Below are 25,741 nucleotides of genomic sequence, written 5' to 3'. Positions count from 1 at the left end.
GCCAACGCCGTGGCGTTCTTAGCCCGCGGCTTCCAGGACCCGCGTCTCCAGGGCCTTGGGCGCCGGCGGCGCGGATGACACTTGCCTGCGTGCGGCCTCCACAGTGTGAAGGAGCAGCAACGCCGTGGTCACTGAGCCCACGCCGCCGGGAACCGGAGTGAGCGCCGCTGCCGTCCCGGTGACGCTGGCTTCGTCCACGTCACCCACCAGCGAGCCGTCGGGAAGGACGTTCGTGCCGACGTCGACCACCACCGTCCGGGAGGAGACGTCGCTGCCTCCCAGCAGTCCGGCGCGGCCGGCGGCCACCACCACCACATCGGCATCCTTCGTGTAGCGGGCCAGCGGGCCCGACCTGGAATGGCAGACCGTCACGGCGGCGTCGCGTGCCAGCAGCAGGAGGGACAAGGGTTTGCCCACTACGGCGGACCGGCCCACCACCACAACGCCCTTGCCCGCCAGCGGAATCCGGTAATGCTCCAGGATTTCGACGACGGCGCGCGCGGTAGCGGGTGCAAAGGCCGGCTGACCGACGGCAAGGCGTCCCAAGCTCAGTGGATTGGCGCCGTCAATGTCCTTTTCCGGGGCGATGAGGCCCACCAGGTTGTCGGTCCGGACACCGGGAGGCAGCGGTGTCTGCAGGATGATGCCGTTGACGGAAGGTTCGGCGCTGAGGTCCCGCAGGACGCTTGCCAGCACCGGCTCCCTTGCGTCGTGTCCCAGGTCGATGATCCGGCAGCCGACGCCGGCGCGGTCTGCTGCCCGCTCGATGGAACGGACGTACCAGTGCGTTGATTCGTCGCCGGTTGCCATGACCACTGCCACGACCGGTCGGACGCCCTCACGTTGCAGCGACCGGACCTCTTCCTGGACCTCCTGCTGGAATAGACCGGCCAACGTCTTCCCCGAAAGTACTGTTGTGCTCAACCAAGGATCCTTTCGCGCACGCGGGCCGAGAGGGCATCTGCCGCCAAGACCACCTTTTCCTCAATGCCGTCCGTCTGCCGCGCAAGCCGGGCGCGTGCCTCCGGGTCCTTGACCGCCACGACATTGATGTCGATGTTCACGCGTGCAGTAGTGGCGGCTGCCCTGGCGGCATCGGCGGCCGCCGCCACGTCGCTGATGACGTTGGCGTTGGCGACCTCGAACAGCTCCGTGGCCAGGTCCACGATGTCGCCGGACACCTTGACCAGCCGGGCGGGTGTTTCTGCCGCCTGGATGAGTGCGGACTGGATCCCGGCTGCACGTGCGGCCTTGAAGTCATCGGTGCCGGACGGGAGCTTGTAGGAGTCGATAACTGCCTGGAACGCCGCCTCGTCCGCCTCGGCCAGCTGCAGCGCCTCCTCGATAAGGCCGTCGGCTTCCGCCGTGATGCGCTGCACCAGGGGCGCGTGCTGCTCGTACTTGGCGCCGGTGGTGTACCGCGCCACCATGGCCACCAACGCTGCACCCTGTGCGGCGTGCAGCGCCGCGGCAGCACCGCCGCCAGGCGTCGGCTGCTTGGCGGCCAGCCGGGCGAGGTAGCTGCCGATTGACTCTGAGCTGATCATGGCCCTACCCGCGGAGCCGGGTCATGGTCGGGTCGTACAGCGGGTCCTGGGTGACCGTGGCGACGATCCTGCGCCCGAAGTACTCGATCTCCACGGAGTCGCCGATCGAAACTTCGGCGGGCAGGTAGGAGTAGGCGATCGGTTTCCTGACCGAGTAGCCGTAGGCGGCGCTGGTCACGTAGCCAACTGCCTGGTCCTTGTAGAACACCGGTTCCTTGCCGAGCACCAGGCTGCGGCCGTCGTCGACCGTGAGGCAGCGCAGGCGACGCGCGGAGTTCTCCTCGGTGCGGCCTTCCAGGGCCGCCTTCCCGACGAAGTTGTCCTTGGCCATCTTCACCGCGAAGCCCAGTCCGGCTTCGAAGGGATCGTGCTCGGTGGTCATGTCCGTGCCCCAGGAGCGGTAGCCCTTTTCCAGGCGGAGCGAGCTGAATGCGGCCCGCCCGGCCGCGATGACGCCGAACGGCTGGCCGGCCTTCCACAGTGCATCCCAGAGGCGCTGGCCGTTGTCGGCGCTGGTGTACAGTTCCCAGCCAAGCTCACCGACGTAGGACAGTCGCATGGCGGTGACCGGGACGCCGCCGATGACCACCTGCTTGGACCGGAAATACTTCAGGCCGTCGTTGGAGAAGTCGTCGCTGCTGACCGCACCGACCACCTCCCGGGCCAGCGGGCCCCAGAGGCCGATGCAGCAGGTGCCGCTGGTGGTGTCGCGGACCTGGACCCAGTCTTCGGCGCTGCCGCTTGCTGTCTGGTGCCGGGCTGCCCGGTCGAAGTAGGCGGTGTCGATGTTGCCGTTGGCGCCAAGCTGGAAGGTCTGCTCGTCCAGGCGGGCCACGGTGATGTCGCTTCGGACCCCGCCCTGCCCGTCCAGCAGCAGCGTGTAGGTGACGGCTCCGGGCTTCTTGTCCATTTCTGCGGTGGTCAGTTCCTGCAGCAGCTTCAAGGCGCCGGGCCCGGAAATTTCGAGGCGCTTCAGCGGGGTCATGTCGTACATGGCGACGGCGGTGCGCGTCTTCCAGGCCTCAGCCGCGGCAATGGGCGAGCTGAACATGCCGGACCAGGAGTCGCGGGCCGGCGGCTGCCAGTCAGCGGGCATTTCCTTGAGGAGTTCGGCGTTGGCCTCGAACCAGTAGGGCCGCTCCCAGCCGGCACCTTCCAGGAAGAAGCCGCCCAGCTGCTTGTGCCGGGCGTGGAAGGGGCTGACGCGCAGATTCCGCGGCGAGAGCTTGGGCTGCAGCGGGTGCAGGACGTCGTAGATCTCCACGAAGTTCTGCTGCGAGGTTTCGCTGACGTATTCCGGGGTCAGCTGGACGTCCTCGAAGCGGTGGATGTCGCAGTCGCCCAGGTCGATGGAGGACTTGCCGTCCACCAGGAGCTCGGCCACGGCGCGGGCAATGCCCGCCGAGTGGGTGACCCACACGGCTTCGGCCACGAAGAAGCCGTCCAGTTCCTTGGACTCACCCACCAGCGAGCCTCCGTCCGGGGTGAAGGAGAAGATGCCGTTGAAACCGTCCTCGATTTCGCTTTCGCGCAGGGCAGGCAGAATCTGCTTGGTGGCCTCCCACGCCGGGAGGAAGTCTTCCACGGTGAAGTCCAGGCGGGACGGCATGTGGTGTTCGCTGATCTCGTCCGGCTTGAAGCTGCCGAGTTCATCCAGGTCCACGGGCATGGGCTTGTGGGCGTAGGAGCCAATGCCGTACCGGTCGCCGTGTTCGCGGTAGTAGAGGTCCTGGTCCTGGTGGCGGAGGATGGGGAGCTGTGCACCGTTGGGCAGCTCGTTCTTCCCCTTCAGGGCCGGCACCGGCGTGGTCTTGACGTACTGGTGTGCCAGCGGCAGCAGCGGCACGGACATGCCGATCAGCTCTCCCACCTTTGCGCCCCAGAACCCGGCGCAGGAGACCACGATGTCTGCCGGGATCACGCCGTCGGGCGTCTGGACTCCGGTGACGCGGCGGCCTGACTGTTCGAGGCCGGTGACTTCGGTGTTTCCGATGTACATAACGCCGGCTGCCTCGGTGCGCTTAATCAGCAACTGGACCGCGCGGGCGGCGCTGGCCAGGCCGTCGCTGGGAACGTGGAGGCCGCCCAGGATGTCCTCGTCGTTGATGAGCGGGTAGAGCGCCTTGCATTCTGCCGGGGAGAGGATGAAGCCCTCGATGCCCCAAGCCTGCGCGTAGCCGAGCTTGCGCTTCAGGTCCGCGAGCCGGGTTTCGGTGGTGGCGACTTCCAGGCCACCCACCTGGTTGAAGCAGCCGACACCGTCTTCGGTGAGGGACAGCAGTTTCTCCACGGTGTACTTGGCGAACAGGGCCATGGACTTGGAAGGGTTGGTCTGGAAGACCAGTCCCGGAGCGTGCGAGGTCGAACCGCCGGGCATGTTGAGGGGCCCCTGGTCCAGGACGGTGATGTTGTTCCAGCCCCGCGTGACGAGTTCATCCGCGAGGTTGGTGCCGACGATGCCGGCTCCGATAATGACAATGCGTGGCGACGATTCCAAAGTGGTTTCTCCTGCTGCTTTACGGATTGTGCCTGGGTAAGGGCCGGTGCTCACCGGAACACCACGGTGCTGGTCTGGTCCAGCAGCACCCGGTGCTGGCAGTGCCAGCGGACGGCGCGGGAGAGGGCCAGCGCCTCGGCGTCCTGGCCCACGGTGGACAGTTGCGCCGGGCCATAGGTGTGGTCCACGCGGATCACTTCCTGCTCGATGATTGGACCCTCATCCAGGTCCGCCGTGACGTAGTGGGCGGTGGCACCCACCAGTTTTACGCCGCGGTCGTAGGCCTGGTGGTAGGGGCGCGCGCCCTTGAAACCGGGGAGGAACGAGTGGTGGATGTTGATGGCTCGGCCCTCCAGGGCGCGGCACAGGTCATTTGAGAGCACCTGCATGTAGCGGGCCAGGACCACGAGGTCGGCGTTGAACTCATCCACCAGCTCCAGGAGCCGGCGCTCGGCGTCGGCCTTCGTGTCCGGGGTGACGGGGACGTAGATGAAAGGCAGCCCTGCGGCTTCCGCCATGGCGCGGTGGGTTTCGTGGTTGGAAACCACCGCTACCAGCTCTGCGCCGAGGCTGCCGCCGCGCCACCGGAAGATGAGGTCGTTCAGGCAGTGGCCGAACTTGGACACCATGACCAGGACGCGCTTGGGGGTCTGGCCGTGGAAGCTGGCCTTCATGTCGAAGCGGCTGGCGATGCCGGCGAACTCTTCTTCGAGCATCGCTGGCGTGTAGCTGGGGGAGCCGGAGAACGCTGTGCGCAGGTGGAGCGTCTCGCGCAGGCTGTCGTCGAACTGCTGGTGTTCGTCGATGTTGAAGCCACGTTCGAAGAGGAACGTGGTCACGGCCTGCACAATTCCGGCCTGCTCACGGCAGGACAGGGTCAGCACGAACTTCTGCGTCTGCTCTTCCTTGAGCGCCGGCAGGGTGGCGGTTGCTGAAGCTGTTTCGATGAGGGTCATGTCCCTCCTCCTTCTTCTAGATATATTCAAAAGCTGCGGACTGATATATTAGATTGGATGCCAGCGTATACTGGTCCACAAGCGAGGTCAATAGTTTTTTCCAGGTTGCGAAGAAGGGGCTCAGCATGGCAATCGAAGCTTTGGCGGCGGCGGACGACGCCGGCAGGAAATCGCTGGCGGATGTCGCCTATGAGAGCATCCGCGACTGGTTGCTGATGTTGGAAATCAAGCCGGGCGAACTGCTCAACGACGAGCCCTTGCCAAGAATCTGGGCATGGGGCGGACTCCGGTGCGCGAAGCCCTGAAGCGGCTGGAGCTGGACCGGCTGGTGAAGACCTACCCGCGGCGGGGTACTTTCGCCACCCGGGTGGACGTGACGGACCTTTCCTTCATCTCCGAGATCCGGGCCCAGCTTGAGCCCGTTGCGGCCGCCCGGGCCGCCCGGGTGGCCTCCCCTGCGGTCCGGGACGGGTTGCGGGCCACGCTCGAGAGGGTCGAGGCATTCGACGTTGCCGCGGCAACCGTGACCGAGACACTGCAACTGGATGCCCGGGTGCACCGGGGTATCTATGCTGCCGCTGCCAACCCCCACCTGGAGGACATCCTGATCCGGTACGACAACCTGGCAACGCGGATCTGGTGCATGGTGATCGACCGCCTGCCTGACCTGTCGCACCACGTGCGCGAACACCTCGATCTGCTCCGGGCCGTTATCGACGGCGACGAGGAGCGGGCTTCCGAGCTTGCCAAGGTCCACGTGAGCGGCTTCGAACATGCGGTGCGCGAGGCGCTCTTCAACGCCTAGGTCCACTGCATGGGCCCGGCTGCCCGGCCGCAGCGTGGAAGCCTGGCTGCTCAGTGAGCTTGCGTGCGCGGCTGCAAAGACCAAGGGAAGCAGTCCGGCGCTGAAGTCCTCCGGGCTGCTTCCCTTTGTATGTCACTGGGAACGCGTGTCAGCTAAGCCAACCATCCACCACGCTCTGGTGGGCATCCACCCACTTCTTTGCCGCCGCTTCAGGCGTCATGCCGCCCTGGATATCTGTCGCAACCGAGTTCTGGTCCTCGTTGGTCCAGGTGAATGCCTTCGCCAGCTTGGCGGCCGGCGAGCCGCTGTCCGCCAGCTTTTTCGACATGACCTTGTTGAGCTTGTAGGTCGGGTAGTCGCACGCAACCTTCTCGGGGTTGGAGTCGCAGCCCTCGGTCCACGCCGGCAGGTTCACCTTCTTCAACGGAACCTCGGAAAGGAACCACTGCGGCTCGTAGAAGTAGCCGAGAAGGGGGGTCTTGTTCTGCTGCGCCGTCCGGAATGACTGGATGAGTGCCGCTTCCGATCCGGCGAAGACCACCTTGTAGTCAAGGTTCAGGTTCTTCACCAGTGCCTCGTCGTTGGTTACGAAGGCCGGGTCGCCGTCAAGGACCTGTCCCTTACCGCCGGACTCCGATGTGGTGAACATCGAAGCGTATTTATTGAGGTTCTGGCCGTCGGTGATGTCCGGGTACTTCTCTGCCATCCATGGCGGAACGTACCAGCCGATGTGCCCTTCATTTCCGGTTGGGCCGGCATCGACGGCCACCTTCTGGTCGGTGATGTACTGCTTCGCCAGGTCGGCGTGCCCCCAGTTTTCGATAATGAGGTCCACCTCCCCTGAGGCGAAGCCCTGCCAGGAGACCTGCTCATTGAGGTCCTTCTGGACGACGCTGCAGCCGAGCTTGTTTTTCGCCACGTAGCTGTAGACGGCCGCGTCAGCGGTGTAGCCCACCCACGCGTTCATGGCGACGTTCACGTTGCCGCAGGGCGTTCCCGTGGCACCGCCGGCCGCAGCGGCCTGGTTGACCGATGCACCGCCACAGCCTGCGAGGAACAGGGCGGCGGCAGCAGCTCCGGCCATTGCCGGCAAGGTGCGTTTTATCAGCCTTTCAGCTTTCTTCATGGTGGGTCTCCTTGATAGGGCATACGGGACTTCTCGCCTGCGAGCAGGCAAGTTTTCAGGGGGAATTCGGGGGTAAGCGGCGCTGGAACGCTTACGTGGCGGACGTGGACACCGGGATTCTGCGCGCCGGGGCGGCCGCGGCAGCCTGCGTCATCCTGTCCATCATGATTCCGAGGAACACGATGGCCAGGCCGGCCGCGAGGCCCTTGCCGAAGATGGAGCTCTGGACGAAGCCTGCCACGACGTCGTAACCGAGCCCGCCGGCGCCCACCAAGGCTCCCACCACCACCATGGCCAACACGTAGATCAGCCCCTGGTTCGCCGCGAGCGCCAGGGATTGCCTGGCCATGGGCAGCTGCACCTTGGTGATCACCTGCCACGGCGTCGAACCGCTGGCGATTGCCGACTCGACGACAGTTGGGGAGATCGCCGCGATTCCATCGGCGGTGATCTTGATGGCGACCGGGGCGGCGTAGATGATGCCCGCGATGATCGCGGTGAAGCGGGTGGCTCCGAAGAGGCCAAGGAAGGGCACGAGGTAGACGAAGGAGGGCATAGTCTGTCCCGCGTCGAGCAGGGGCCGCATGAGCTGGTCAACGCGGCTGGACCGGCCCATGGCCACGCCAAAGACAATTCCCAAAACCATCACCACGGCGGTGGCAACGAGGGTTCCGGCGAGGGTAACCATGGCGTCACTCCAGAGCCCGAGGTAGATGATGACTCCCAGGCAGGCAGTTGTTACGGCAGCGAGCTTCCAGCCGCCCAGTGCGTAGGCCACGATGGCGATGACTGCGACGAGGATGAAGAAGGGCGTCTCGGTCAGCAACGACTGGAACGGGTTGAGGATTGCTCCGGTAACACCTTCACGCAGGGAGACCGTGAACAGCGACACGTTCGATTGCAGCCAATGGCTGGCCGTGTTCACCGCCTGGACGATGGCCGGTCCTACGTTGAGGTCCTGGGGAAAGGCTGCTGCCCACAGCATGGTCCTGGACAACTGCACCATGACCAGGACCACGGCCAGCGCGATCCCGAGGAGTCCCGCGCGCGCCTTGCGGCCCAGGCGGCGTTTGGCGGCTGCGCCGGGTTCCGCGCGCCGGCTGGCTGCTGTGGTCACCCGGTCCAGCACGATGGCCAGCAGGACGATGGAGAGGCCGGCATTGACTGCAGTACCGACGTCCAGGGACTGCAGGGCCCGGACTACCGTCTGGCCAAGGCCCGGAGCGGCGATCAGGGCGGCGATGGTCACCATGGACAGGGCGGCCATGGTCCCCTGGTTGATACCCATCACGATGGTCCGGCGCGCCATGGGCAGCTGCAATGTCAGCAGCCGTTGCAGGCCGGTGGTGCCGAGCGAGTCGGACGCTTCGCGGGTGTTCTCCGGAATGCGGCGGATACCGTGTGCGGTGAGGCGTATGACGGGTGGAGCAGCGTAGATCACCGTGGCGATCACCGCCGACGCCGGCCCGATCAGGAAGACCAGGGCAAGCGGAGCGAGGTAGACGAAGGTGGGCAGCGTCTGCATGAAATCCAGCACGGGGGTGATGACCCGGGCTACCCTGCCGTAGATGCCGGACAGTACGCCAAGCGGGATGCCCACCAGCAGGGTCAGCAGCACGGACGTCAAAACCAGGGCGAACGTGTAGGTGGCTTCCACGAACAGCCCTTGAAATCCGAAGAAGACAAAGACCACTGCCGTCAGCAGGGCTACCCGGACATTGCCGACGGCGAGTGCGATCCAGGTGAGCAGGCCTACCGTTCCCAGCCAGCCGATTTCCGGAAGGCGCAGGCCGGTGGAGGTTGCTGCGAAGGTGGTGGTAAACAGGTTCGCTACCGCATCCACGGCGGTCCGAAGCGGCGTGAAAAAGTAGAGGAAAACCGGGTTGTCAGCACGGTTTGCCGCCACCCAGGCGTTGAATTGGTTCAGCGAGCGGTGCAGGTCCGTCAGTTCAGAGGCCGGCAACGCCAGGGTTGCCGTGCCGTTGAGGAGCAGGAATCCCAGGATCCAGAGTGCGCCGGCGGCCAGCAGGAGGACTGTCTTTCGGCTCGGCCTGCGGCGTGCTTCAAGGATGATGGGGGCAGCCTGGATGGTGTTCTGTTTTTCGAGGAGGGCAGACATCAGGCCGCCGCTTCTGCCGGTTGCAGCACCGAAAGAATGCTGTCGCGGTCGATCTGTCCGGTGATCCTGCCGCCCTCTTCGACCAGGACCGGGCAGGTGGAGTGCATGACGGCCGGGATGGCGTCGCGGATGATCATCCTGGAGTTGAGCACCGCTGCGTCCCTGGGCGTGGTGTCGGCCAGCGGTCGCGTGATCCATTTGAGGGTCAAGACGTCGGCACGGGGGACTTCCGAGACGAAGTCCTCGATGTATTTGTCCGCCGGGGAGCCTACAAGGTCGTCACCGGTGCCGCACTGGACAGGCTCTCCGTTGCGCATGATCAGGATCCGGTCTCCGAGTTTCAGCGCTTCGGCGAGGTCGTGGGTCACGAACACCATGGTCTTGCCCATTTCCTTGTGGAGCCGGATGACTTCCGCCTGCATGTCACGCCGGATGAGCGGATCCAAGGCCGAAAAGGGTTCATCGAAGAGAATGGTGTCGGGGTCTCCGGCCAATGCCCGGCCCAAGCCGACCCGCTGTTGCATACCGCCGGACAGTTGGTCCGGGTAGTGCTGTTCGTAGCCTTTAAGCCCAACCAGTTCAATGATTTCCCGGGCCCTGGCGTGGCGTTCGTTCTTCGCCGTTCCGCGTATCTGCAGTCCGTACGAGACGTTGTCCAGGACCGTTCTGTGCGGCAGCAGGCCGAAGTGCTGGAAAACCATCGACACTTTCCGCCGGCGAAGCTCCCGAAGTTCAGCCACGCCTGCCTGCAGGACATCGTTGCCGTCCACCAGGACCTGTCCGGATGTCGGTTCGATGAGCCTGGTAAGGCAACGGATCAGGGTGGATTTGCCTGATCCGGACAATCCCATGACCACGAAGACTTCGCCTTTTGCCACGTCGAAGCTCAGGTTGCGGACCGCGGCAACGCAGCTGGTGCGTTCGAGCAGTTCTGCGGAGCCAAGGGCGGACAGTTCCCGGTCTCCCGGGATCTTCTCTCCCCCTGGTCCGAAGACCTTCCAAAGGTCGCGAACTGAAATGGCGGGGTTGTTCATGGCTGTACTCCTGCTTGGGTGGAGGCTGGAACCGCATGCTTCGGGTGGGGTAGAGATTTTGCCGCGCGCCGGCGCAGGGAGAATCCGTTCCGGCTTCGGGCCCAACGTCGGGGACGTTTCGAGTTGTGCTCGCTGCACGTCGTCGAAACGGGGGTAGGGCAGCCAGGCTGCGATCGACTCTTCTGCAATTCGGGTGACTAAATGAGTTGTGTTAGCAGCAACGCACTTCGTCTTACGCAACAGAGTGATTTACGCCACCCCCTTTGTCAAGGGTTCTTCTTTGAAATCCGGATGTTACGGTGCTGCCGGCCGCGCCCCCGGAGAACTATTGACAGCGCCGTATTCCAGGGCTAGCAGTTGCGCAATGCGCTATTAGTTGCGCAAGCAAGGTCAGTTGAGCCAACAACGGGCGCGGCAGAGGCGCGGGGTGTGGTGGTGGAATGAGCCCGCGCTGATCACCGCACGGGTCGTTAAACGCAGCCGGTGGATGGGCTTGTCGGAACCGGATTCCGACAAGCCCATCCACCGGTATGGCTTTAGTGGCCGTGGTAGCCCATGTTGGCGCTGACCTTCAGGCCTGCTTCCTTTAATGTATCCAGCAGGCCTGGAATTTCTTCCGGGTCGAAGCGGAATGCCGGCCCCGAAATACTGATGGAGCCAATCACTGTTCCCTGGTGGTTGCGCACGGGAACGGCAACGGCATTCAGGCCGATCTCGAACTCCTCGCGCACCACGGCATACCCGTCGGACGCTGCCTTGAGCAACTGCGCGTCCAGTTCCTTGCGGCTGGTGATGGTCCGGGCGGTCCGGGCAGCCAGGCCGGTCTCCTTCAGGATGCGGTCCCGGTCGTCGGCTTCCAGCGCGGCCAGCAGGACCTTGCCGCTGGACGTGGCGTGCAGCGGCGTCAGGCTCCCCACCCAGTCGTGGGTGGCCAGCGTTGAGGGTCCCATTGCCTGGTCAACGTTAACGGCGTAATTCGAACGCAGCACCGCCAGGTTGACGGTCTCCTTGAACTCGTCCGCGAGGCTTTCCAGGACCGGCCTTGCCTCATGGACCAGGCTGAGCCGCCCGGGAATGGAACTGGCCAGCCGGAGGATCCCGAAGCCAAGCTGGTACTTGCCCCGTTCGCTGTTCTGATGGACCATTTGGCGGGTCACGAGGGAACCCATCAGCCGCGAGACGGTGGACTTATGGATCCCCATTTCCTCGGCGATCTCGCTCACGCCCGCATGGCCGTCCCGGGCCAGGATCTCCAGGACGGTCAGGGCGCGCTCCACGGATTGCACCCCGCCGGACTGGCCGCCCTCGGCGTCGGTATCAGATTCAGGGTCTCTATTCGAAGCCATACTTCCAGATCCTATGCCGGAACTGTGACCGCCGTGACATTCGGTTTACGTGCTTGACACGCCGGCCCTGACGGCCGGGCTAGCTCCCGCGGTACGTTGAGTAGGCAAACGGGCTCAGGAGCAGGGGGACGTGGTAGTGCTCAGGGCCGGTCACTTCGAAGACCAGGTCCACTTCGGGGAAGAAGGTGGCTGTCTGCAGCCCGGCGTAGTACTTTCCGGTGGCGAAATTCAGTTTGTACTGCCCGGGTGCCAGCTGCTCGGGGCCCAGGTCCTTTGCCCGGCCGTCCGCGTCGGTGCTGGAAGCGGCCAGCTCGCGCCAGGTGCCGGCGTCGTTCCTTGAAAGGACGACGGCGACCCCCGCCGCCGGGCGCCCTGCGCCGGTGTCGAGGATGTGGGTGGTGACGTGGGAAACGCTCATTCGCTGATCAGTCCTTCAAGCCGCAGCACGGCAATTTCGCGCAGCTGCTGGGCCACGATGGTGTCTTCTTCTTCGGGGGAGTTGGCGAGCCGCCGGTTCAGGGCCTGCAGGATTTCCGGCGCGGTGCGTCCGGCGGCCCGGATCAGGAAGACCCGGCCGAATTTTTCCTCGTATTCCCGGTTCCCCCTGGCGAGGGCCTCTGCGGCGTCAGTATCCGCGGGGTCAACCCCGGCCTGCTCGGAACGGGACATGGACGCCTCGGTGCCGGCCGTCGTCGGGCGTTCCCCGATCCGCGGGTGGTGGGCCATGGCGGCCTCGACTTCGGCGGGTGTGAACGGCTTGGCCGCGTCCGCGGCGAAGGCCAGGAGCCCGTCGCGGCTGGCGAACGGCCGGGCTCCAGCCACGGCCTCCACCCAGCGGGTGACGTCGATGCATGGCCGGAGGGTGGCCTCGGCCGCGGCGGGCTCCGCGGTGTTGAATTCGGCAAGCTTCATGCTGGCGTATTCCTTGGTGGTGATGCTGGCATCCATGGTGACGGCTATGCGGATGCCGGGTGACCCGGCGCCGATCATCCGAGCGGCTTCCGCATCATGGAACTGTTATTTCAGCATACGTAATATCTAAGGACAGGCTGGCGCCCGTGTCAAGAGCGTACATCAGCCGTTTGGGCCAGCCGGTAGGATCACGGAAGGGCCACGTGCCCACGCTGATGATACTGGGGGCATAAGGGAATTATGGACGGGGCGGCTATGCAGATGCTGACCGATCAGGAAGCAGGACGCGACGCGGGCCTGTGGGCGTACGGACTTGTGCCATTGACGGCGGGAGACACGGCGGGCCTGATTGATGTCGGGGCCCGCGAGGCGCTCGACAACCTGGTGCGCCTCGCCGCCTCCCTGTGCGGGGTGCCGTACAGCGTGGTCAACATCATCACCTCCAGTGAACAGGTCCAGATCGCTGCGTATGGCATCGACCCCGGAGTTTGCGCCCGCGAGGATTCCATGTGCGCCGTGGTCTTCCTCGACCACAGCACCACGGTGGTCCAGGACGCCTCCCGGGATCCCCGGTTCGCCGCCAACCCTTTCGTCACCGGCCGCATCGCCGACGTCCGCTTCTACGCATCAGTGCCGTTGGAGACATCCTCCGGACTGGTCCTTGGGTCGCTGTGCGTGTTCTCCGATGAAGCGAAACTCCCCGCGCCGGAGCAGATCGAACTCCTGGAGGTGCTGGCACACCAGGTGGTCGAACTCCTGGAACTGCAGCACCGCACCCTCCAGCTCAACGACGCCCTGGCCGAACTTCGGCGCAGCAACGACCTGCTCTCCGAATTCGCCGGCCGGGTCAGCCATGACCTTCGCACTCCACTGACTACCATCCTGGGCTACGTGGAGCTGGCACAGGACGATCCCGGAATCACGCCGTCAGACCCCTCCGCGGAATACCTGGACCTCATTGGCACCGGCGGCCGGCGCATGCTGGCCATGCTGGAAGAGGTCCTTTCCTATGCCAGGGCCGACGGCGAAATCCGCCCCGAACGGGTATCACTGCTGGCCGTCACCGCCGAGGCCGCGCAGGACCTGGGGGTGGACCTGGGCTACGGCAGCGGCATCTCGTGCGAGGACGCGGAAATCTTCGCGGACCGGGCCCAGCTGCGGACGCTGGTGCAGAACCTGTTGGCGAATTCCTTGAACTACGGCCGCGCCGACCGTGCGCTGCGAATATCCGTCAGCGCCAGCGAAGGACCCCAAGGCGCCACCCTCACCGTGGCCGACAACGGCAAGGGGATCCTGCCCGCTGACCGGGAGCGGGCCGTCCAGCCGTTGGTCCGCCTGAACCGGCCCGGCGACGGGCCAGGGACCGGGCTGGGGCTGGCGACGTCCCGCCGCATCGCCCAAGCGCACGGCGGCGAACTCGCCATCGGTGACACGCCGGGCGGGGGCGCAGCGGTATCGGTGCTGTTCCCCGCCCGGCCGTAGCCGGCCGGGACCCTCGTCCTGAGAGGACGGCCCGGGACCCTAGTCCTGGGAGGACGTCCGGGACAGCACCCACGTGTTGGTGCCGTCCTGGCGTTCAAACGTCACTGTGGTCACCAACGCCTCGATCAGCGCCAGGCCCCGCCCTGATTCGGCGTCCTCGTCCGGGGTGGAAGCCTCCATCGGACCGAACGGCGGCTTGGCATAGTAGGCACTGACACGGGCCTGCAGCAGCGCGGGCTGCACGGTGGTTTCCACGCCCAGCTCCACGTCCCGTTCCCCGGCCGGCTCGGCATGCTGGACGATGTTGGACGCGGACTCGATCACCGCGGTGGTGAACGTCATCTGGTCCATGTCGTTGACGAATGGAACGTCCAGCCACAAGCTGTCGAGGTCGTTGTGGACTGCTTCGATGGCATCCTCGGCGGCCGCTCCCCGGAAGCTGCGCGAGGCAAGGATCTCAGTCATTGCCGAACGCCTCTTCGGCCGTGGCGTACGCCGTGAGGACCTTGTCCATGCTGGTCAGCTTCAGGACCATGTTCACCTGAGGCTGCACCGCGGCGATCCGGAGGTCACCGCCTGCCTGCCGCGCCGCCTTCAGGCACCCGATCAGCGCGCCAAGGCCCGAGGAGTCCATAAACGCGGTGTTTTCCAGGTTGACCACGATCCGGTTCGATCCGCCGGCGATTACGTCGGTGACGAACTCCCGCAGCTTTGGCGCGGAGACCATGTTCAGCCGTCCGTCCGCCTTGACCTCCGCGTATGAGTCTTTGACCTCATAACTGAACTCCATCAGGATTCCTCTCTTGTTTCAGGTTCTGCGGCCGGTTGGTACCCCTTGTAGAGCACGGCGCGGACCAGGATGCTCATGACCACCAGGTCAAAGACCACCCAGATGACATTGACCAGGGTGCCCAGCGGTTCCGCCAGCCCGGTGGCCAGGCGGATGATGCCGACGACGGCGGCGACGGCCAGCAGGATGGACACCACGATCTGGGGCCGGATCAGGCTCCAGCTGGGTCCACCGCTTTGGCGCGCCTTGGGGGTGACCGCAAACCCGAGGGGACGGCCGAACCATACGTTGCGGGCCGCCGTCGTGCATGCCTTGATCCACGTGGGGAACAGGGCAAGGCTGTACTGCTGGCCGCGCCAGGTGGGGATGCCGCGGCCGGCCACGGCGAACAGCAGCTGGTTGACCACCATGAACGGGATGAACCGGATGAAGAAGTCCCAGCTCAGGCTGCTCACCGGCAGGATGCCCAGCAGCAGGTAGATGATGGGGGCGGCAAAGTAGATGACGGCAGCGAACCCGCTCAGGTACGTCCACATGGTGGCGAAGTACATCAGGCGCTGGCCCAGTTTCAGCCCCTTCTGGACCAGCGGGTTTTCGCGGAGCAGCACCTGGATGGTTCCCTGCGCCCAGCGCAGCCGCTGGGTGAGCATGGTCTTCAGGTCCTCCGGCGCCAGGCCATAGGCCAGGATTTCGTGGTGGTAGACGCTCTCCCAGCCCATCGCGTGCATGCGCATGGCGGTGGCCATGTCCTCGGTCACGGAAATGGTGGCCAGCGGCATCACCGGCTGGGCCTCGCCGGTCCGCTCCACGGTCAGGGCGTCCAGCACGGCCTGGACGGACTCCAGCGCGCCCAGCGGCGACCAGTCGCGGGCGGACATGCGCTGGACGGCGTCGTCCGCCACCACGGGCACGCCGGACTCACCCACGTGCGCCAACTCCATGGCGGCGATCTCTTCGAGGTCTGCCTGCAGCGCTGCGACGTCGGCCTGGACCAGGGTCTGCACCGCGGCGTCCACGCGGCGGCGTACCCGGTAGGTGACCTCGGCAAGTGGCCGGCCGGCATCCACTTCCTGCTGGGCTTCCCGGGTGGCGGCCTCCACCTCGTCCAGCACCTCGGCCACCAATGTTGATTCGATGTCAGTGGACTTGCGGGCCTGCCGGATGGCTGCGCGCGACGCGGCCAGGGCACGCCGGATGCTCTTTTCGGTTTCCTTGACGTAGCCCACCAAGCCCAGCTGCATCAGGGCCTCCCGGCGGAGGATCGCGTTGGAGCCGCAGAAGAACGCGGCGTTCCAGCCGTCCTTGCCCTGCTGGATGGGGCCGTAGAACAGGGGCGCCTGGCTGCCCAGGGGGTCGCTGGCCGGGACGTTGCTGAAGTACTGGGGAGTCTGGACCAGGGCCACCCGGCGGTTGTTGAAATAGCCCAGGGTCTTTTCCAGGATGTCGGGTTCGGGGATCTGGTCCGCATCCAGGATCAGGAGGAACTCGCCGTGGGTGACCATCAACGCGTTGTTGAGGTTTCCTGCCTTTGCGTGCCGGGGGAGGTCCTTGGTCCAGTCCTCGCTGCGGGTGACGTAGCCCAGGCCGTGCTGTTCGCAGAGGGCCTGGAGTTCCGGCCGGGCACCGTCGTCAAGGATCCAGGTGCTGTGCGGGTGCCGGATCTTCTGGGCCGCCAGCGCCGTGGTCAGGACCATGTCCAGGTCCTCGTTGTACGTGGTGATGAAGACGTCCACAGTGGCGTCATGGGGCGGATCGGGGGCGCCCTTGCGGATCTTAAGGTTCCACACGGTCATCCCGAAGAGCATGACGTCGATGAGGCTGTAGGTTTCCGCGGCCACCAGCGGCAGCGCGATCCACCACGCGTCCCAGTTCAGGGAGGACATCCAGCGCCAGGCAATGTAGTTCAGGCCCGTCAGGACGGTGAGGACCACCACCAGGCGGGTCCAGAAACGGGTCATGCGGCCGCGTCCTCAGCGGGCAGCCGGCGGACCACGACCACCGTGACGTCGTCCTCCGCCGTGTCGGCCGGAGCCAAGGCCAGGATGGCGCCGCTGGCCTCTTGCGCGGAGCCCGCGGACTGCGTGGCCGTCCGGACGGCGTCGGTGAAGTCCTCCACCGATGCGAAGACGTCCAGGACGCCGTCGCTCACCACCACCAGGGTGTCCCCGGGGGCCAGTTCCAGTTCCGCATGCGGCCATTGTGTCCCGGGCCAGGCGCCTACCGGTGGTCCGCCGGAGGGAAGGCGTTCGGCCGGCCCGACGGGCTGGATATGCAGCGCCAGGCCGTGGCCGGCGTCGACGTAGCTGACCTTTCCGGAAGCTGCGTCGAGCCGGGCATGGAACAGGGTCACGAAGGAGTTGGAGGAATCCAGGTCCGTGGCGATCGCCTTGCTGGCGGAGGCGAAACCGGCGTCGAGGTCCTGCCGCTGGCCGGTGGAGCGCATGACGGCCCGGACGGTGGCCGCGATCAGTGCCGCGCCCATGCCCTTGCCCATGGCGTCTGCGAACGTCAGATGGAGGCCTTCCGGCGTTTGGTACCAGTCGTAAAAGTCGCCGCCCACGTTGCGGGAGGGGCGGAAGATGCCGGCCACGTCATAGCCCTCCACCCGGATGTCCTCCTTGGGCAGCAGGCTCTGCTGTACCTCGGTGGCGCGTTCCAGCTCGCCCCGGGCCGCGGATTCGGCGGCGGCGGAGGGCCGGCGCCGGAACAGTGCGTTGATGCGGGACTGCAGTTCCCGCGGGCTGAACGGCTTGCTGATGTATTCATCGGCACCGTTGTCCAGGCCCGTCAGCTTGTCCAATTCGTCGGCCCGTGCCGTGAGCATCACGATGAATGCGTCAGAGAATTCGCGCAGGAGTTTGCACACCTCCAGACCGTCGAGGTCGGGCAGGTTCAGGTCCAGGGTCACCAGATCAGGCTTGCGGCGGCGGACTTCCTCCACCCCCGGCAGGCCTGCGCCGGCGTGGGTGACATCGAAGCCCTGCTTCGCCAGGACACGGACCAGCAGGCCGCGGATGTCCGGGTCATCTTCGATGACCACCGCACGGCGGGATTCGGAGGGAGAGACCATAGGCTCTACTTAACCGTATTAAGTCGCACGGAGCATGTCTTATGCTTCACAGTTTCCGGTGACTTGCCTGACAGGGCGGTTTGCGGTCCCTCTGCCCCTGCAAAGGGGCCCCCACCCAGCAGATCTTGCGGAAATCTTGGCACCTGCTTGCCGCGACGTTGAGGAACCCCGCGCACACTCGAAGGAACGCAGCAGCTTCCGGGCATCAGGATACGACGACGACCGCGCGGAGGCTGTACAGCTTGCGGAAGGCGGGGAAGCCCATGGAAGAAGTCAGGAACAGAGGGGCGGATAAGGCCAGGGCCCTGGTCCGCCTGTACTTCCACTCACGGAAAGTCCGGGCCGCGGCCAAGGACCTGGAGCAGGCGCTCGCCGAATCGCGGGAGGTTTCGAGCTGGCCCGGCGACCGCCTCCCCGTGGGGGAGGAAATGTCCCGGCTCGTGGAGAAGCTGACCCGGCGGCTCAAGGTGGAGACCGAGGCGCACAGCAGGTTCGCGAATCTCTTGAAGACTGCGGGAAGTGGGCATTCCTTAGCGGCACTGTAGGTGCCAGACTTAGCAGCAATCGATTGGCTGGGGATAGTCAGGAGATTGCAGTGGGCTTGTTGGCAGGCTGGGCGTACCTTTTGGCGGGACTCATGACCATGGACGCGCTGTTGTTGGCGCTGTGGGCCATGGAGGTTGACTGGGGGAAGTACTGGCGCCGCAAGTAGTACCTGCCACGTCCGGGTCCCGGGCCGGGAAGGTTCAGGCCAGCTCCAGCCTCATCAGCACACGGGGGAAGCCATTGAGCACCGACCCCGTGTCCGCGGCCTTGGCGAACCCGGCGCCTTCGAAGAGTTTGCGGGTGCCCACGTAGGCCATGGTGAGGTCGACTTTCCTGCCGCCGTTATCCACCGGATACCCCTCAATGGCCGGCGCCCCGTAGGAGCGGGCCATCTCCACCGCACCGGCCAAGAGGACGTGCGAGATGCCCTTGCCGCGGTGTCCGGGACGGACGCGCAGGCACCACACGGACCAGGCGTCCAGTCCGTCCACGTGCGGGATCTTCCGGTTCCGGGCGAAGCTGGTGTCCGCACGGGGGTGGACCGCTGCCCACCCAACCACCTCGCCACCGTCGTACGCCAGGACACCCGGCGGCGGGTCCTGGGCCACCAGCTCCTTGACCAGCGAGCCACGTTCCTCGGCGCGCAGCGCGACGTTCTGCCTGGACGGAATCCGGTAGCTCAGGCACCAGCAGACCGTCGCGTCCGGGCGCTTGGGCCCCACCATGGTCCTGACGTCCTCGAATACAGTTGCCGGGCGTACCTCGATGGCCATCCCGCCATCCTTCCACCGGCTCCTGGCCGCAGGCAACGCACGCGGAAGTGCCGCCCCGGGAACGCCGAACGCCCTTGCACCAAGTGCAAGGGCGTTCGGGAAAAGCTCCGGGAAGCGGTGGCGGGCCTAGATGCCGAGGGCTTCCTTCAGGCGGGCGACGTGCCCGTCGGCCTGCACCTGGTACTGGGCCAGGGTGACCTTCCCTTCGGGGTCCACCACAACGGTGGAGCGGACGATTCCTTCGTGGATTTCGCCGTTGACCAGCTTCTCGCCCCAGGCTCCGTAGGCCAGGGCGACAGCGTGGTCGGGGTCCGAGAGCAGGGGAAGGTCAGGGAGAAATCACCGGTGAAGCCGGCCAGGGCCTCCTGGGCGTCGGGGGAGACGCCGACAACCTCGTAGCCCTTGCCCTGCAGGGAGGACAGGCTGTCGCGGAAGTCGCAGGCCTCGGTGGTGCAGCCGGGAGTGGCGGCTTTGGGGTAGAAGTACACGATGACGTTCTTGCCACGGTAATCGGCCAACGAGGTCTCGCGGCCCTGGGCGTCCCGGAGGGTGAACTCAGGAGCCGGCGTACCGGGCTGAAGCTTGGTGGTCAGGGTGGGGCTCATGGCGTTCCTTTGTAAGACTCGGTCAGTGATGGCCAAACATCCAGTGAAGCGGTTTGCCGCTTGGTGATACAACTCCTGCGTCATATGCAGTATTCCGCCGGACCACGAACGGTTGCGTGCGGACCGGGAACAAACTGGTAGCCGCCGCCGCGGACGGTGGCCACGGCATGGCGGGCATTGCCCAGCTTCCTGCGGATCCTCCCCACATACACGTCGATGGACCGTGCGGTGGCTCCGGGAAACGCCAGGGACTCCAGGAACTGTTGCAGTTCCTCCCGGCCTACCGTGCGGGACAGGTGGGTCACCAGGTAGTGCAGCACCTTGTATTCGACGCCGGTGAGGGCCACCGGCGTCCCGTCCAGCAGGACGGCATCGGCCGCGAGGTCCACGGCCACCCGGCTGACGGGACCGGCCGACGGCGGGAGCAGGGTGCCGTCGTCGTCCCCCGACTGTGCCGGGCACGGATCCTCCGCCGCGGAGGGAGTGCGGGAGGAGTGGTTTGCGGCTCCCTCCGCGGCGGACGTGGGGGCTCCGGCGGCAGGCCAATGGACTTCCGCCTCCGGAGCAGTCTGCAGGGCTTTGGCGAGGACCATACGGGCGGCGTGGCGCAGGAGTTCCGGGCTCGCGCCTTCAGCCGGAACCACCCACAAGGCCAGCCCGTAAGCGGTGGCCCGCCTGGCTGGAACCTGGTGCGCGGCCGCCGGCCGCGGATGATGGGCTTCCACTGCCATGGCCGGTCCTTATACGCCGCCGCGGCGGATCAGCTTGCCCGTGGGGGTCTGGCCGTCCACCATGGCGCCGCGGAGGAAGGTCTTGCGGACCACGCCGGACAGGGCCTTGCCGTCGTAGGGAGTGATGGGGTTCTTGTGCTTGAGCTTGGAGACGTCCACCACGAAGGCCTCGTCCGGAGCGAAGACGGCGAAGTCTGCGTCGTAGCCAAGGGCCAGCTGGCCCTTGTTGCCGAGCCGGGCCAGGTTGGCGGGCTTTTCGGCCATCCAGGACACTACCTGCTCCAGCGGGATGCCGCGCTGCCGCGCCTCGGTCCAGATCAGGGACAGGCCCAGCTGCAGCGAGGAGACGCCGCCCCAGGCCACGGCGAAGTCGCCGTTTTCCAGGTCCTTCAGGTCCAGGGTGGAGGGGGAGTGGTCAGAGACGATGCAGTCGATGGTGCCGTCCTGCAGCCCCTCCCAGAGGAGCTCCCGGTTGGAGGCCTCGCGGATGGGCGGGCAGCACTTGTAGGCTGTGGCGCCGTCGGGGATTTCCTCCGCCATCAGGGTCAGGTAGTGCGGGCAAGTCTCCACGGTGAGCTTGACGCCGTCGCGCTTGGCGCTGGCGATCATGGGCAGGGCGTCCGACGACGACAGGTGCAGGATGTGCGCCCGCGCACCGGTCCAGCGGGCCCGTTCAATCACCTCGGCGATGGCCTTGTTCTCGGCGCCGCGGGGGCGGGAGGCCAGGAACGTGGAGTAGTGGTCGCCGCCGGGGTGCGGTGCGCGGTCGATTGCGTGCGAGTCCTCGGCGTGGACGATCATGAGCGAGTCGAAGGACTTGAGTTCGGCCATGTCCTCCTCCATCTCGTCCGCGTCCAGGTGCGGGAACTCGTCCACGCCGGAGTGCAGGAGGAAGCACTTGAAGCCGAAGACGCCCTCATCGTGCAAGGGCCGCAGGTCGGCCTTGTTGCCGGGGATGGCGCCACCCCAGAAGCCGACGTCGATGAACGCCTGGTCCTCGGCCACCTCGCGCTTGAGCTTGAGGTTTTCCACGGTGGTGGTGGGCGGGACGGAATTCAGCGGCATGTCGATGATGGTGGTCACCCCGCCGGCTGCCGCGGCCCGGGTGGCGGACGCGAAGCCCTCCCATTCGGTGCGGCCGGGCTCGTTGACGTGGACGTGCGTGTCCACCAGGCCCGGGAGCAGCGTCTCGTCGTCAGCGAGTTCGATGACTTCGGCACCGGCAAGGCCGTTGCCGAGCGGTTCGAGGGCCACGATTCTGCCGTTGCGGACCCCCACCTCCCGTGGGGCAATCCCGGCGGTGGTCAGGATGCGCCGGCCCCGGATGACGAGGTCAAAACGTTCTTCAGACACGGAGGTCCTCCTTGGTACTTGCGGTGGCAGGCCTGTTGGCCGCCAGCCCCGCACTGATTTGGGTGCCCAGCTGCTCCAGCAGCGGCCCTGCCTCTGCTATGCACCTGTTTACATCTGATTCGAGCGCCGTCAAAGCGTAAACATCGTCGAATCCTGCGGCCGCCGCCTGCCCGTGGTCCAGGGTGGTCCGGCCGCAGACGGCGATGACCGGAACGCCCTGCGCCGCCGCGGCCCGGGCAACACCCATGGGGGTTTTGCCGAGCAGGCTTTGTTCGTCCAGGCTGCCCTCGCCGGTGATGACCAGGTCGGCGCCGGCCAGGCGGTCCGCCAGTCCCGTGAATTCAAGCACGACGTCGATGCCCGGCCGCCGCGTTGCGGCCAGGACGGCGATGGCGGCGTAACCCACGCCGCCGGCCGCCCCGGCTCCGGGAGCCTCTGCGGCCTTGACGGCGCGGAATCCGATTTCCCTGGCCAGGACTTCGACAAACCTGGCCAGGGCGGCGTCGAGCATGCCGACGTCTTGTGGTGTGGCACCCTTTTGCGGGCCGAAAACCGCCGCGGCGCCCTGGGCGCCCAGCAGGGGGTTATCGACGTCGGATGCCAGCACGAAGCGGGTGTCCACCAAGCGCGGTTCAAAGTGGGTGAAATCGATGCTGTGCAGGTTGGCGAGCGCCGCACCGCCGGGTGGGAGTTCGTTGTTCCTGCTGTCGAGGAACCGGGCGCCGAGCCCCTGCAGGAGTCCCGCGCCGCCGTCGGTATTCGCGCTGCCCCCAACGCCCAGTACGATGCGGCGGCAACCGGCGTCCAAGGCTGCCCGGATCAGCTGCCCGGTTCCCAGGGACGTCGCCGCGGTGGCTGCTGCCGAGTCCGGCCTGCCGCCCTTGCTGGTCCGCGGCACCAAGGCGAGCCCGGACGCGGTGGCCATTTCGATGACCGCCTCGTGGCCGCGGACCGCGAAGTCCGCCTCCACCGGCTGCCCGGTGGGCCCGGTGACCGTTGCCGTGCGGCGGGTGAAACCGGAGCCGACGGCGGCGTCGAGGGTGCCCTCGCCGCCGTCGGCAACCGGAATCCGGACCACGTCAAGGTTGCCGCCCGCGCCTCGCTGCAGGCCCTTCGCAAGGTGGGCACACACGTCCGGCGCGGAGAGGGATCCTTTGAACTTGTCCGGGGCAATAACCACGCGCATGGTTATGCCTGCAAGGCCAGGATGGCGGTGGGGGCGTCGGCGCTGCTCTCTGCCAGTTCCTCGAACTCGTTCACGGCGTTGATTTCCACGCCCATGGAGATGTTGGTGACCTTCTCCAGGATCACTTCCACCACCACGGGAACCTGGAACTCGCCCATCAGGGCCTTGGCCTTGTCGAAGGCGGCGGCGAGGTCGCTGGGGTCCTCCACGCGGACGGCCTTGCAACCCAGTCCTTCGGCCACCTTGAGGTGGTCCACGCCGTAGCCGCGGGTGTCCTCGGAAAGGTGCGCGCTGTTGATGTTCTCGAACGCCAGGGAAACGTTCTGCTCCATGTTGAAACCGCGCTGGGACTGGCGGATCAGGCCCAGGTAGGAGTTGTTCACCACCACGTGGATGTACGGGAGGTTGAACTGCGCGCCCACGGCCAGTTCCTCGATCATGAACTGGAAGTCGTAGTCACCCGAGAGGGCCACCACAGTCTGGTCCGGGTTGGAGCGGGCGACGCCGAGGGCGGCCGGGGCGGTCCAGCCCAGGGGGCCTGCCTGGCCGGCGTTGATCCACTTGCGCGGGCCGAACACGTGCAGCATCTGCGCGCCGGCGATCTGCGACAGCCCGATGGTGGACACGTAGGTGGTGTCGCGGCCGAAGGACTTGTTCATCTCCTCGTACACGCGCTGCGGCTTGATGGGGATGTTCTCGAAGTGGGTCTTGCGGTGCAGCGATGCCTTCCGGTCCTGGCATTCGGCAACCCAGGCGCTGTAGTCCGGCAGGGAACCGGCAGCAGCCCGTTCCTTGGCGAGCTCAACCAGCCCGGCCAGCGCCGCGCCGGCGTCGGACGCGATGCCCAGGTCAGGGGAGAACACGCGGCCGATCTGGGTGGGCTCGATGTCGATGTGCACGAACGTGCGGCCGGCCGTGTAGGTTTCCAGGCCGCCGGTGTGGCGGTTGGCCCAGCGGTTGCCGATGCCGATCACGAAGTCGCTCTGCAGGTAGTTCTCGTTGCCGTAGCGGTGCGAGGTCTGCAGGCCCACCATGCCGGCCATCAGCTGGTGGTCATCCGGAATGGTGCCCCAGCCCATCAGGGTGGGGATGACCGGCACGTTCAGGGTTTCTGCCAGCTCCACCAGCTGCGCGGAGGCGCCGGCGTTGATGATGCCGCCGCCGGCCACAATCAGCGGGTGCTTGGCGGCGAGGAGCATGTCCAGGGCCTTTTCCAGCTGTTTGCGGGATGCCCTGGGCCTCTCGACGGGAAGGGGCTCGTAGGTGTCGATGTCGAATTCGATCTCGGCCATTTGCACGTCGATGGGCAAGTCCAGGAGAACCGGGCCGGGGCGGCCGGACCGCATCAGCTGGAACGCTTTCTGGAAGGCGCCCGGAACCTGGCCCGGCTCCAGGATGGTCATGGCCATCTTGGTGACGGGCTTGGCGATGGACTCGATGTCCACGGCCTGGAAGTCTTCCTTGTGCAGCTTGGCCACGGGTGCCTGGCCGGTGATGCAGAGCATGGGGATGGAGTCGGCCCACGCGGCGTAGAGGCCGGTGACCATGTCGGTGCCGGCGGGGCCGGAGGTGCCGATGCAGATGCCGATGTTGCCGTCCTTGGCGCGGCTGAAGCCGTCGGCCATGTGGCTGGCACCTTCGACGTGGCGGGCCAGGGTGTGGCGGATGCCGCCGTGGGCGCGCATTGCGGAATAGAAGGGGTTGATGGCGGCGCCTGGCAGGCCGAACGCCTCGATGGCGCCTTCCTTTTCCAGGATGGCCACCGCTGCATCAACGGTACGCATCTTGCTCATGGGGTGCTCCTTGAAAGCTTGTGGTCGGGCCCGGTGGTTGAGCCCGTCGAAACCTGTTTTTGGGTGTGGTGGTGGGACCGCCGTCGTAATCCACGACGGCGGGCTCCCTGCTTCGGTGCTTGTTCCCGCGCTTTTTTGTCCCGGCTGCGCGGGGGAGTGGTTACTTCCTGCCGCTGAGCTGGAGGACCTGCTTGAAGAGTCCGGAGTGGTCCAGTGCGCCGTCGCCCTGGTTGACGGTGGCGGCGACGAGCTGGGCGGCGATGGCGCCGAGCGGGATGGCCACGTTGGCTTCGCGGGCGGCGGAGGTGACGATGCCCAGGTCCTTGTGGTGCAGGGCAAGGCGGAAGCCGGGGTCGAAGTTGCGGTCCAGCATCTTCTGGCCCTTCTGCTCCAGGACCTTGGAGCCGGCCAGGCCGCCGCCGAGGACTTTGAGGGCGGCGTCGGTGTCCACGCCGTAGGCCTCGAGGAAGGCGATGGCTTCGCCGAGGACTTCGATGTTGACCGCGACGATCAGCTGGTTGGCTGCCTTGACGGTCTGGCCGGAGCCGGAGGGGCCCACGTGCACGATGGTCTTGCCGACGGCGTTCAGGACGTCCTGGGCGTCGTCGAAGTCTGCCTTGTCGCCGCCCACCATGATGGAGAGGACGGCGTCGATGGCGCCCTGTTCGCCGCCGGAGACCGGGGCGTCGAGGGGGCGGATGCCGGCTTCCTTGGCGTCTGCGGCGAGGCGGACGGCGACGTCGGGGCGGATGCTGGAGGCGTCGATCCACAGGGCGCCCTGCTTGGCGTTGGCGAAGACGCCGTCCTTGCCGCTGACCACACCTTCAACGTCGGGGGAGTCCGGCACCATGGTGATGACGACGTCGGCATCCTTGACCGCGTCCGCGATGCTCGACGCGCCCTGGCCGCCTTCGGAGACAAGCTTCTCGATCTTGTCCTGGCTGCGGTTGAAACCGGTGACGGAGTGGCCGGCCTTGACCAGGTTGATGGCCATGGGCAGGCCCATGATTCCGAGTCCGATGACTGCGACGTTGCTCATGATGGTTCTCTTTCTGAAGTCTTGAGGATCT

The 25,741-nt window shown here is 66.2% G+C and carries 22 protein-coding genes and 2 pseudogenes; 3 read left to right on the top strand and 21 right to left on the bottom strand.

Going from position 1 to position 25,741, the window contains the following annotated elements; all coding sequences use genetic code 11:
• Positions 1 to 18 precede the first annotated feature (18 nt).
• The 4 genes from ACX5I6_RS02565 to purU are packed head-to-tail and all read right to left on the bottom strand — an operon-like array spanning position 19 to position 5,000.
• Positions 19 to 924 (bottom strand): bifunctional 5,10-methylenetetrahydrofolate dehydrogenase/5,10-methenyltetrahydrofolate cyclohydrolase, encoded by a 906-nt coding sequence (locus tag ACX5I6_RS02565; protein ID WP_461839363.1) that lies wholly within the window; start codon positions 922 to 924, stop codon positions 19 to 21.
• Positions 921 to 1,547, bottom strand: a complete 627-nt coding sequence (locus tag ACX5I6_RS02560) for a cyclodeaminase/cyclohydrolase family protein (protein ID WP_461839362.1) — start codon at positions 1,545 to 1,547, stop codon at positions 921 to 923. The genes ACX5I6_RS02565 and ACX5I6_RS02560 overlap by 4 nt, the downstream gene beginning before the upstream one ends.
• 4 nt (positions 1,548 to 1,551) lie before the next feature.
• Positions 1,552 to 4,044: a GcvT family protein gene (locus ACX5I6_RS02555; protein WP_461839361.1), complete on the bottom strand. Its 2,493-nt coding sequence runs from the start codon at positions 4,042 to 4,044 to the stop codon at positions 1,552 to 1,554.
• 50 nt (positions 4,045 to 4,094) lie between these two features.
• Positions 4,095 to 5,000, bottom strand: a complete 906-nt coding sequence (purU, locus tag ACX5I6_RS02550) for a formyltetrahydrofolate deformylase (protein WP_285247848.1) — start codon at positions 4,998 to 5,000, stop codon at positions 4,095 to 4,097.
• 125 nt (positions 5,001 to 5,125) lie between these two features.
• On the opposite strand from purU, the pseudogene ACX5I6_RS02545 reads away from it, so the two are divergent.
• A pseudogene (locus ACX5I6_RS02545) lies at positions 5,126 to 5,805 on the top strand (GntR family transcriptional regulator).
• Between the two features lie 148 nt (positions 5,806 to 5,953).
• On the opposite strand, the gene ACX5I6_RS02540 reads toward ACX5I6_RS02545, so the two are convergent.
• From ACX5I6_RS02540 to uraD, 6 genes are all read right to left on the bottom strand, one after another.
• On the bottom strand, positions 5,954 to 6,931 hold the full coding sequence (locus tag ACX5I6_RS02540; protein WP_206073928.1) for an ABC transporter substrate-binding protein: 978 nt from the start codon (positions 6,929 to 6,931) through the stop codon (positions 5,954 to 5,956).
• Between the two features lie 91 nt (positions 6,932 to 7,022).
• On the bottom strand, positions 7,023 to 9,050 hold the full coding sequence (locus ACX5I6_RS02535; protein ID WP_461839360.1) for an ABC transporter permease: 2,028 nt from the start codon (positions 9,048 to 9,050) through the stop codon (positions 7,023 to 7,025).
• Positions 9,050 to 10,084, bottom strand: coding sequence for a quaternary amine ABC transporter ATP-binding protein (locus ACX5I6_RS02530; protein WP_461839359.1), 1,035 nt, complete (start codon positions 10,082 to 10,084; stop codon positions 9,050 to 9,052). The genes ACX5I6_RS02535 and ACX5I6_RS02530 overlap by 1 nt, the downstream gene beginning before the upstream one ends.
• Before the next feature lie 536 nt (positions 10,085 to 10,620).
• Entirely contained in the window at positions 10,621 to 11,430 is an 810-nt protein-coding gene (locus ACX5I6_RS02525) for an IclR family transcriptional regulator (RefSeq protein WP_461839358.1), read from the bottom strand.
• 79 nt (positions 11,431 to 11,509) lie between these two features.
• Positions 11,510 to 11,848 (bottom strand): hydroxyisourate hydrolase, encoded by a 339-nt coding sequence (gene uraH / locus ACX5I6_RS02520; RefSeq protein WP_461839357.1) that lies wholly within the window; start codon positions 11,846 to 11,848, stop codon positions 11,510 to 11,512.
• Positions 11,845 to 12,342 (bottom strand): 2-oxo-4-hydroxy-4-carboxy-5-ureidoimidazoline decarboxylase, encoded by a 498-nt coding sequence (gene uraD / locus ACX5I6_RS02515; RefSeq protein WP_461841656.1) that lies wholly within the window; start codon positions 12,340 to 12,342, stop codon positions 11,845 to 11,847. The genes uraH and uraD overlap by 4 nt, the downstream gene beginning before the upstream one ends.
• 255 nt (positions 12,343 to 12,597) lie before the next feature.
• Between uraD and ACX5I6_RS02510 the strand changes: the two genes are divergently transcribed.
• Positions 12,598 to 13,824 carry a GAF domain-containing sensor histidine kinase gene (locus ACX5I6_RS02510; RefSeq protein ID WP_461839356.1) on the top strand — a complete coding sequence of 409 codons (1,227 nt, stop codon included), beginning with the start codon at positions 12,598 to 12,600 and terminating at the stop codon, positions 13,822 to 13,824.
• A 39-nt stretch (positions 13,825 to 13,863) separates the two neighbouring features.
• On the opposite strand, the gene ACX5I6_RS02505 is transcribed toward ACX5I6_RS02510, so the two are convergent.
• The 4 genes from ACX5I6_RS02505 to ACX5I6_RS02490 are packed head-to-tail and all read right to left on the bottom strand — an operon-like array spanning position 13,864 to position 17,684.
• Positions 13,864 to 14,289 carry an ATP-binding protein gene (locus ACX5I6_RS02505; protein ID WP_285247840.1) on the bottom strand — a complete coding sequence of 142 codons (426 nt, stop codon included), beginning with the start codon at positions 14,287 to 14,289 and terminating at the stop codon, positions 13,864 to 13,866.
• Complete coding sequence (locus tag ACX5I6_RS02500; RefSeq protein WP_018771766.1) at positions 14,282 to 14,614, bottom strand: STAS domain-containing protein; 333 nt, start codon at positions 14,612 to 14,614, stop codon at positions 14,282 to 14,284. The genes ACX5I6_RS02505 and ACX5I6_RS02500 overlap by 8 nt, the downstream gene beginning before the upstream one ends.
• Positions 14,614 to 16,572, bottom strand: coding sequence for a glycosyltransferase family 2 protein (locus tag ACX5I6_RS02495; RefSeq protein ID WP_461839355.1), 1,959 nt, complete (start codon positions 16,570 to 16,572; stop codon positions 14,614 to 14,616). Before ACX5I6_RS02495 ends, ACX5I6_RS02500 begins: the two co-directional genes overlap by 1 nt.
• Complete coding sequence (locus ACX5I6_RS02490) at positions 16,569 to 17,684, bottom strand: PP2C family protein-serine/threonine phosphatase (RefSeq protein WP_461839354.1); 1,116 nt, start codon at positions 17,682 to 17,684, stop codon at positions 16,569 to 16,571. The genes ACX5I6_RS02495 and ACX5I6_RS02490 overlap by 4 nt, the downstream gene beginning before the upstream one ends.
• A 263-nt stretch (positions 17,685 to 17,947) precedes the next feature.
• Here ACX5I6_RS02490 and ACX5I6_RS02485 point away from each other — a divergent pair, with 263 nt between their 5' ends.
• Complete coding sequence (locus ACX5I6_RS02485) at positions 17,948 to 18,229, top strand: hypothetical protein (RefSeq protein WP_461839353.1); 282 nt, start codon at positions 17,948 to 17,950, stop codon at positions 18,227 to 18,229.
• Positions 18,230 to 18,430: 201 nt separating this feature from the next.
• Here ACX5I6_RS02485 and ACX5I6_RS02480 read toward each other — a convergent pair whose 3' ends face one another.
• The 7 genes and pseudogenes from ACX5I6_RS02480 to ACX5I6_RS02450 all read right to left on the bottom strand — a co-directional run bounded on the left by ACX5I6_RS02480 (position 18,431) and on the right by ACX5I6_RS02450 (position 25,710).
• A complete protein-coding gene (locus ACX5I6_RS02480; RefSeq protein ID WP_461839352.1) occupies positions 18,431 to 19,003 on the bottom strand; it encodes a GNAT family N-acetyltransferase in 573 nt (190 codons plus the stop codon).
• A 126-nt stretch (positions 19,004 to 19,129) separates the two neighbouring features.
• Positions 19,130 to 19,608, bottom strand: a pseudogene (bcp, locus tag ACX5I6_RS02475) (thioredoxin-dependent thiol peroxidase).
• Between the two features lie 80 nt (positions 19,609 to 19,688).
• Positions 19,689 to 20,339, bottom strand: coding sequence for a winged helix-turn-helix domain-containing protein (locus tag ACX5I6_RS02470; RefSeq protein WP_461839351.1), 651 nt, complete (start codon positions 20,337 to 20,339; stop codon positions 19,689 to 19,691).
• 9 nt (positions 20,340 to 20,348) lie between these two features.
• On the bottom strand, positions 20,349 to 21,692 hold the full coding sequence (gene allB, locus ACX5I6_RS02465) for an allantoinase AllB (RefSeq protein ID WP_461839350.1): 1,344 nt from the start codon (positions 21,690 to 21,692) through the stop codon (positions 20,349 to 20,351).
• Positions 21,685 to 22,878, bottom strand: coding sequence for a glycerate kinase (locus tag ACX5I6_RS02460; protein WP_461839349.1), 1,194 nt, complete (start codon positions 22,876 to 22,878; stop codon positions 21,685 to 21,687). Before ACX5I6_RS02460 ends, allB begins: the two co-directional genes overlap by 8 nt.
• Positions 22,879 to 22,880: 2 nt before the next feature.
• Positions 22,881 to 24,671 carry a glyoxylate carboligase gene (gene gcl / locus ACX5I6_RS02455; RefSeq protein WP_461839348.1) on the bottom strand — a complete coding sequence of 597 codons (1,791 nt, stop codon included), beginning with the start codon at positions 24,669 to 24,671 and terminating at the stop codon, positions 22,881 to 22,883.
• 160 nt (positions 24,672 to 24,831) lie between these two features.
• Entirely contained in the window at positions 24,832 to 25,710 is an 879-nt protein-coding gene (locus tag ACX5I6_RS02450; protein WP_461839347.1) for a 2-hydroxy-3-oxopropionate reductase, read from the bottom strand.
• Between the last annotated feature and the right edge of the window lie 31 nt (positions 25,711 to 25,741).

The sequence above is a fragment of the Arthrobacter sp. MMS24-T111 genome (genome assembly GCF_054888995.1).
This window is presented reverse-complemented; position numbering and strand designations above follow the sequence as displayed.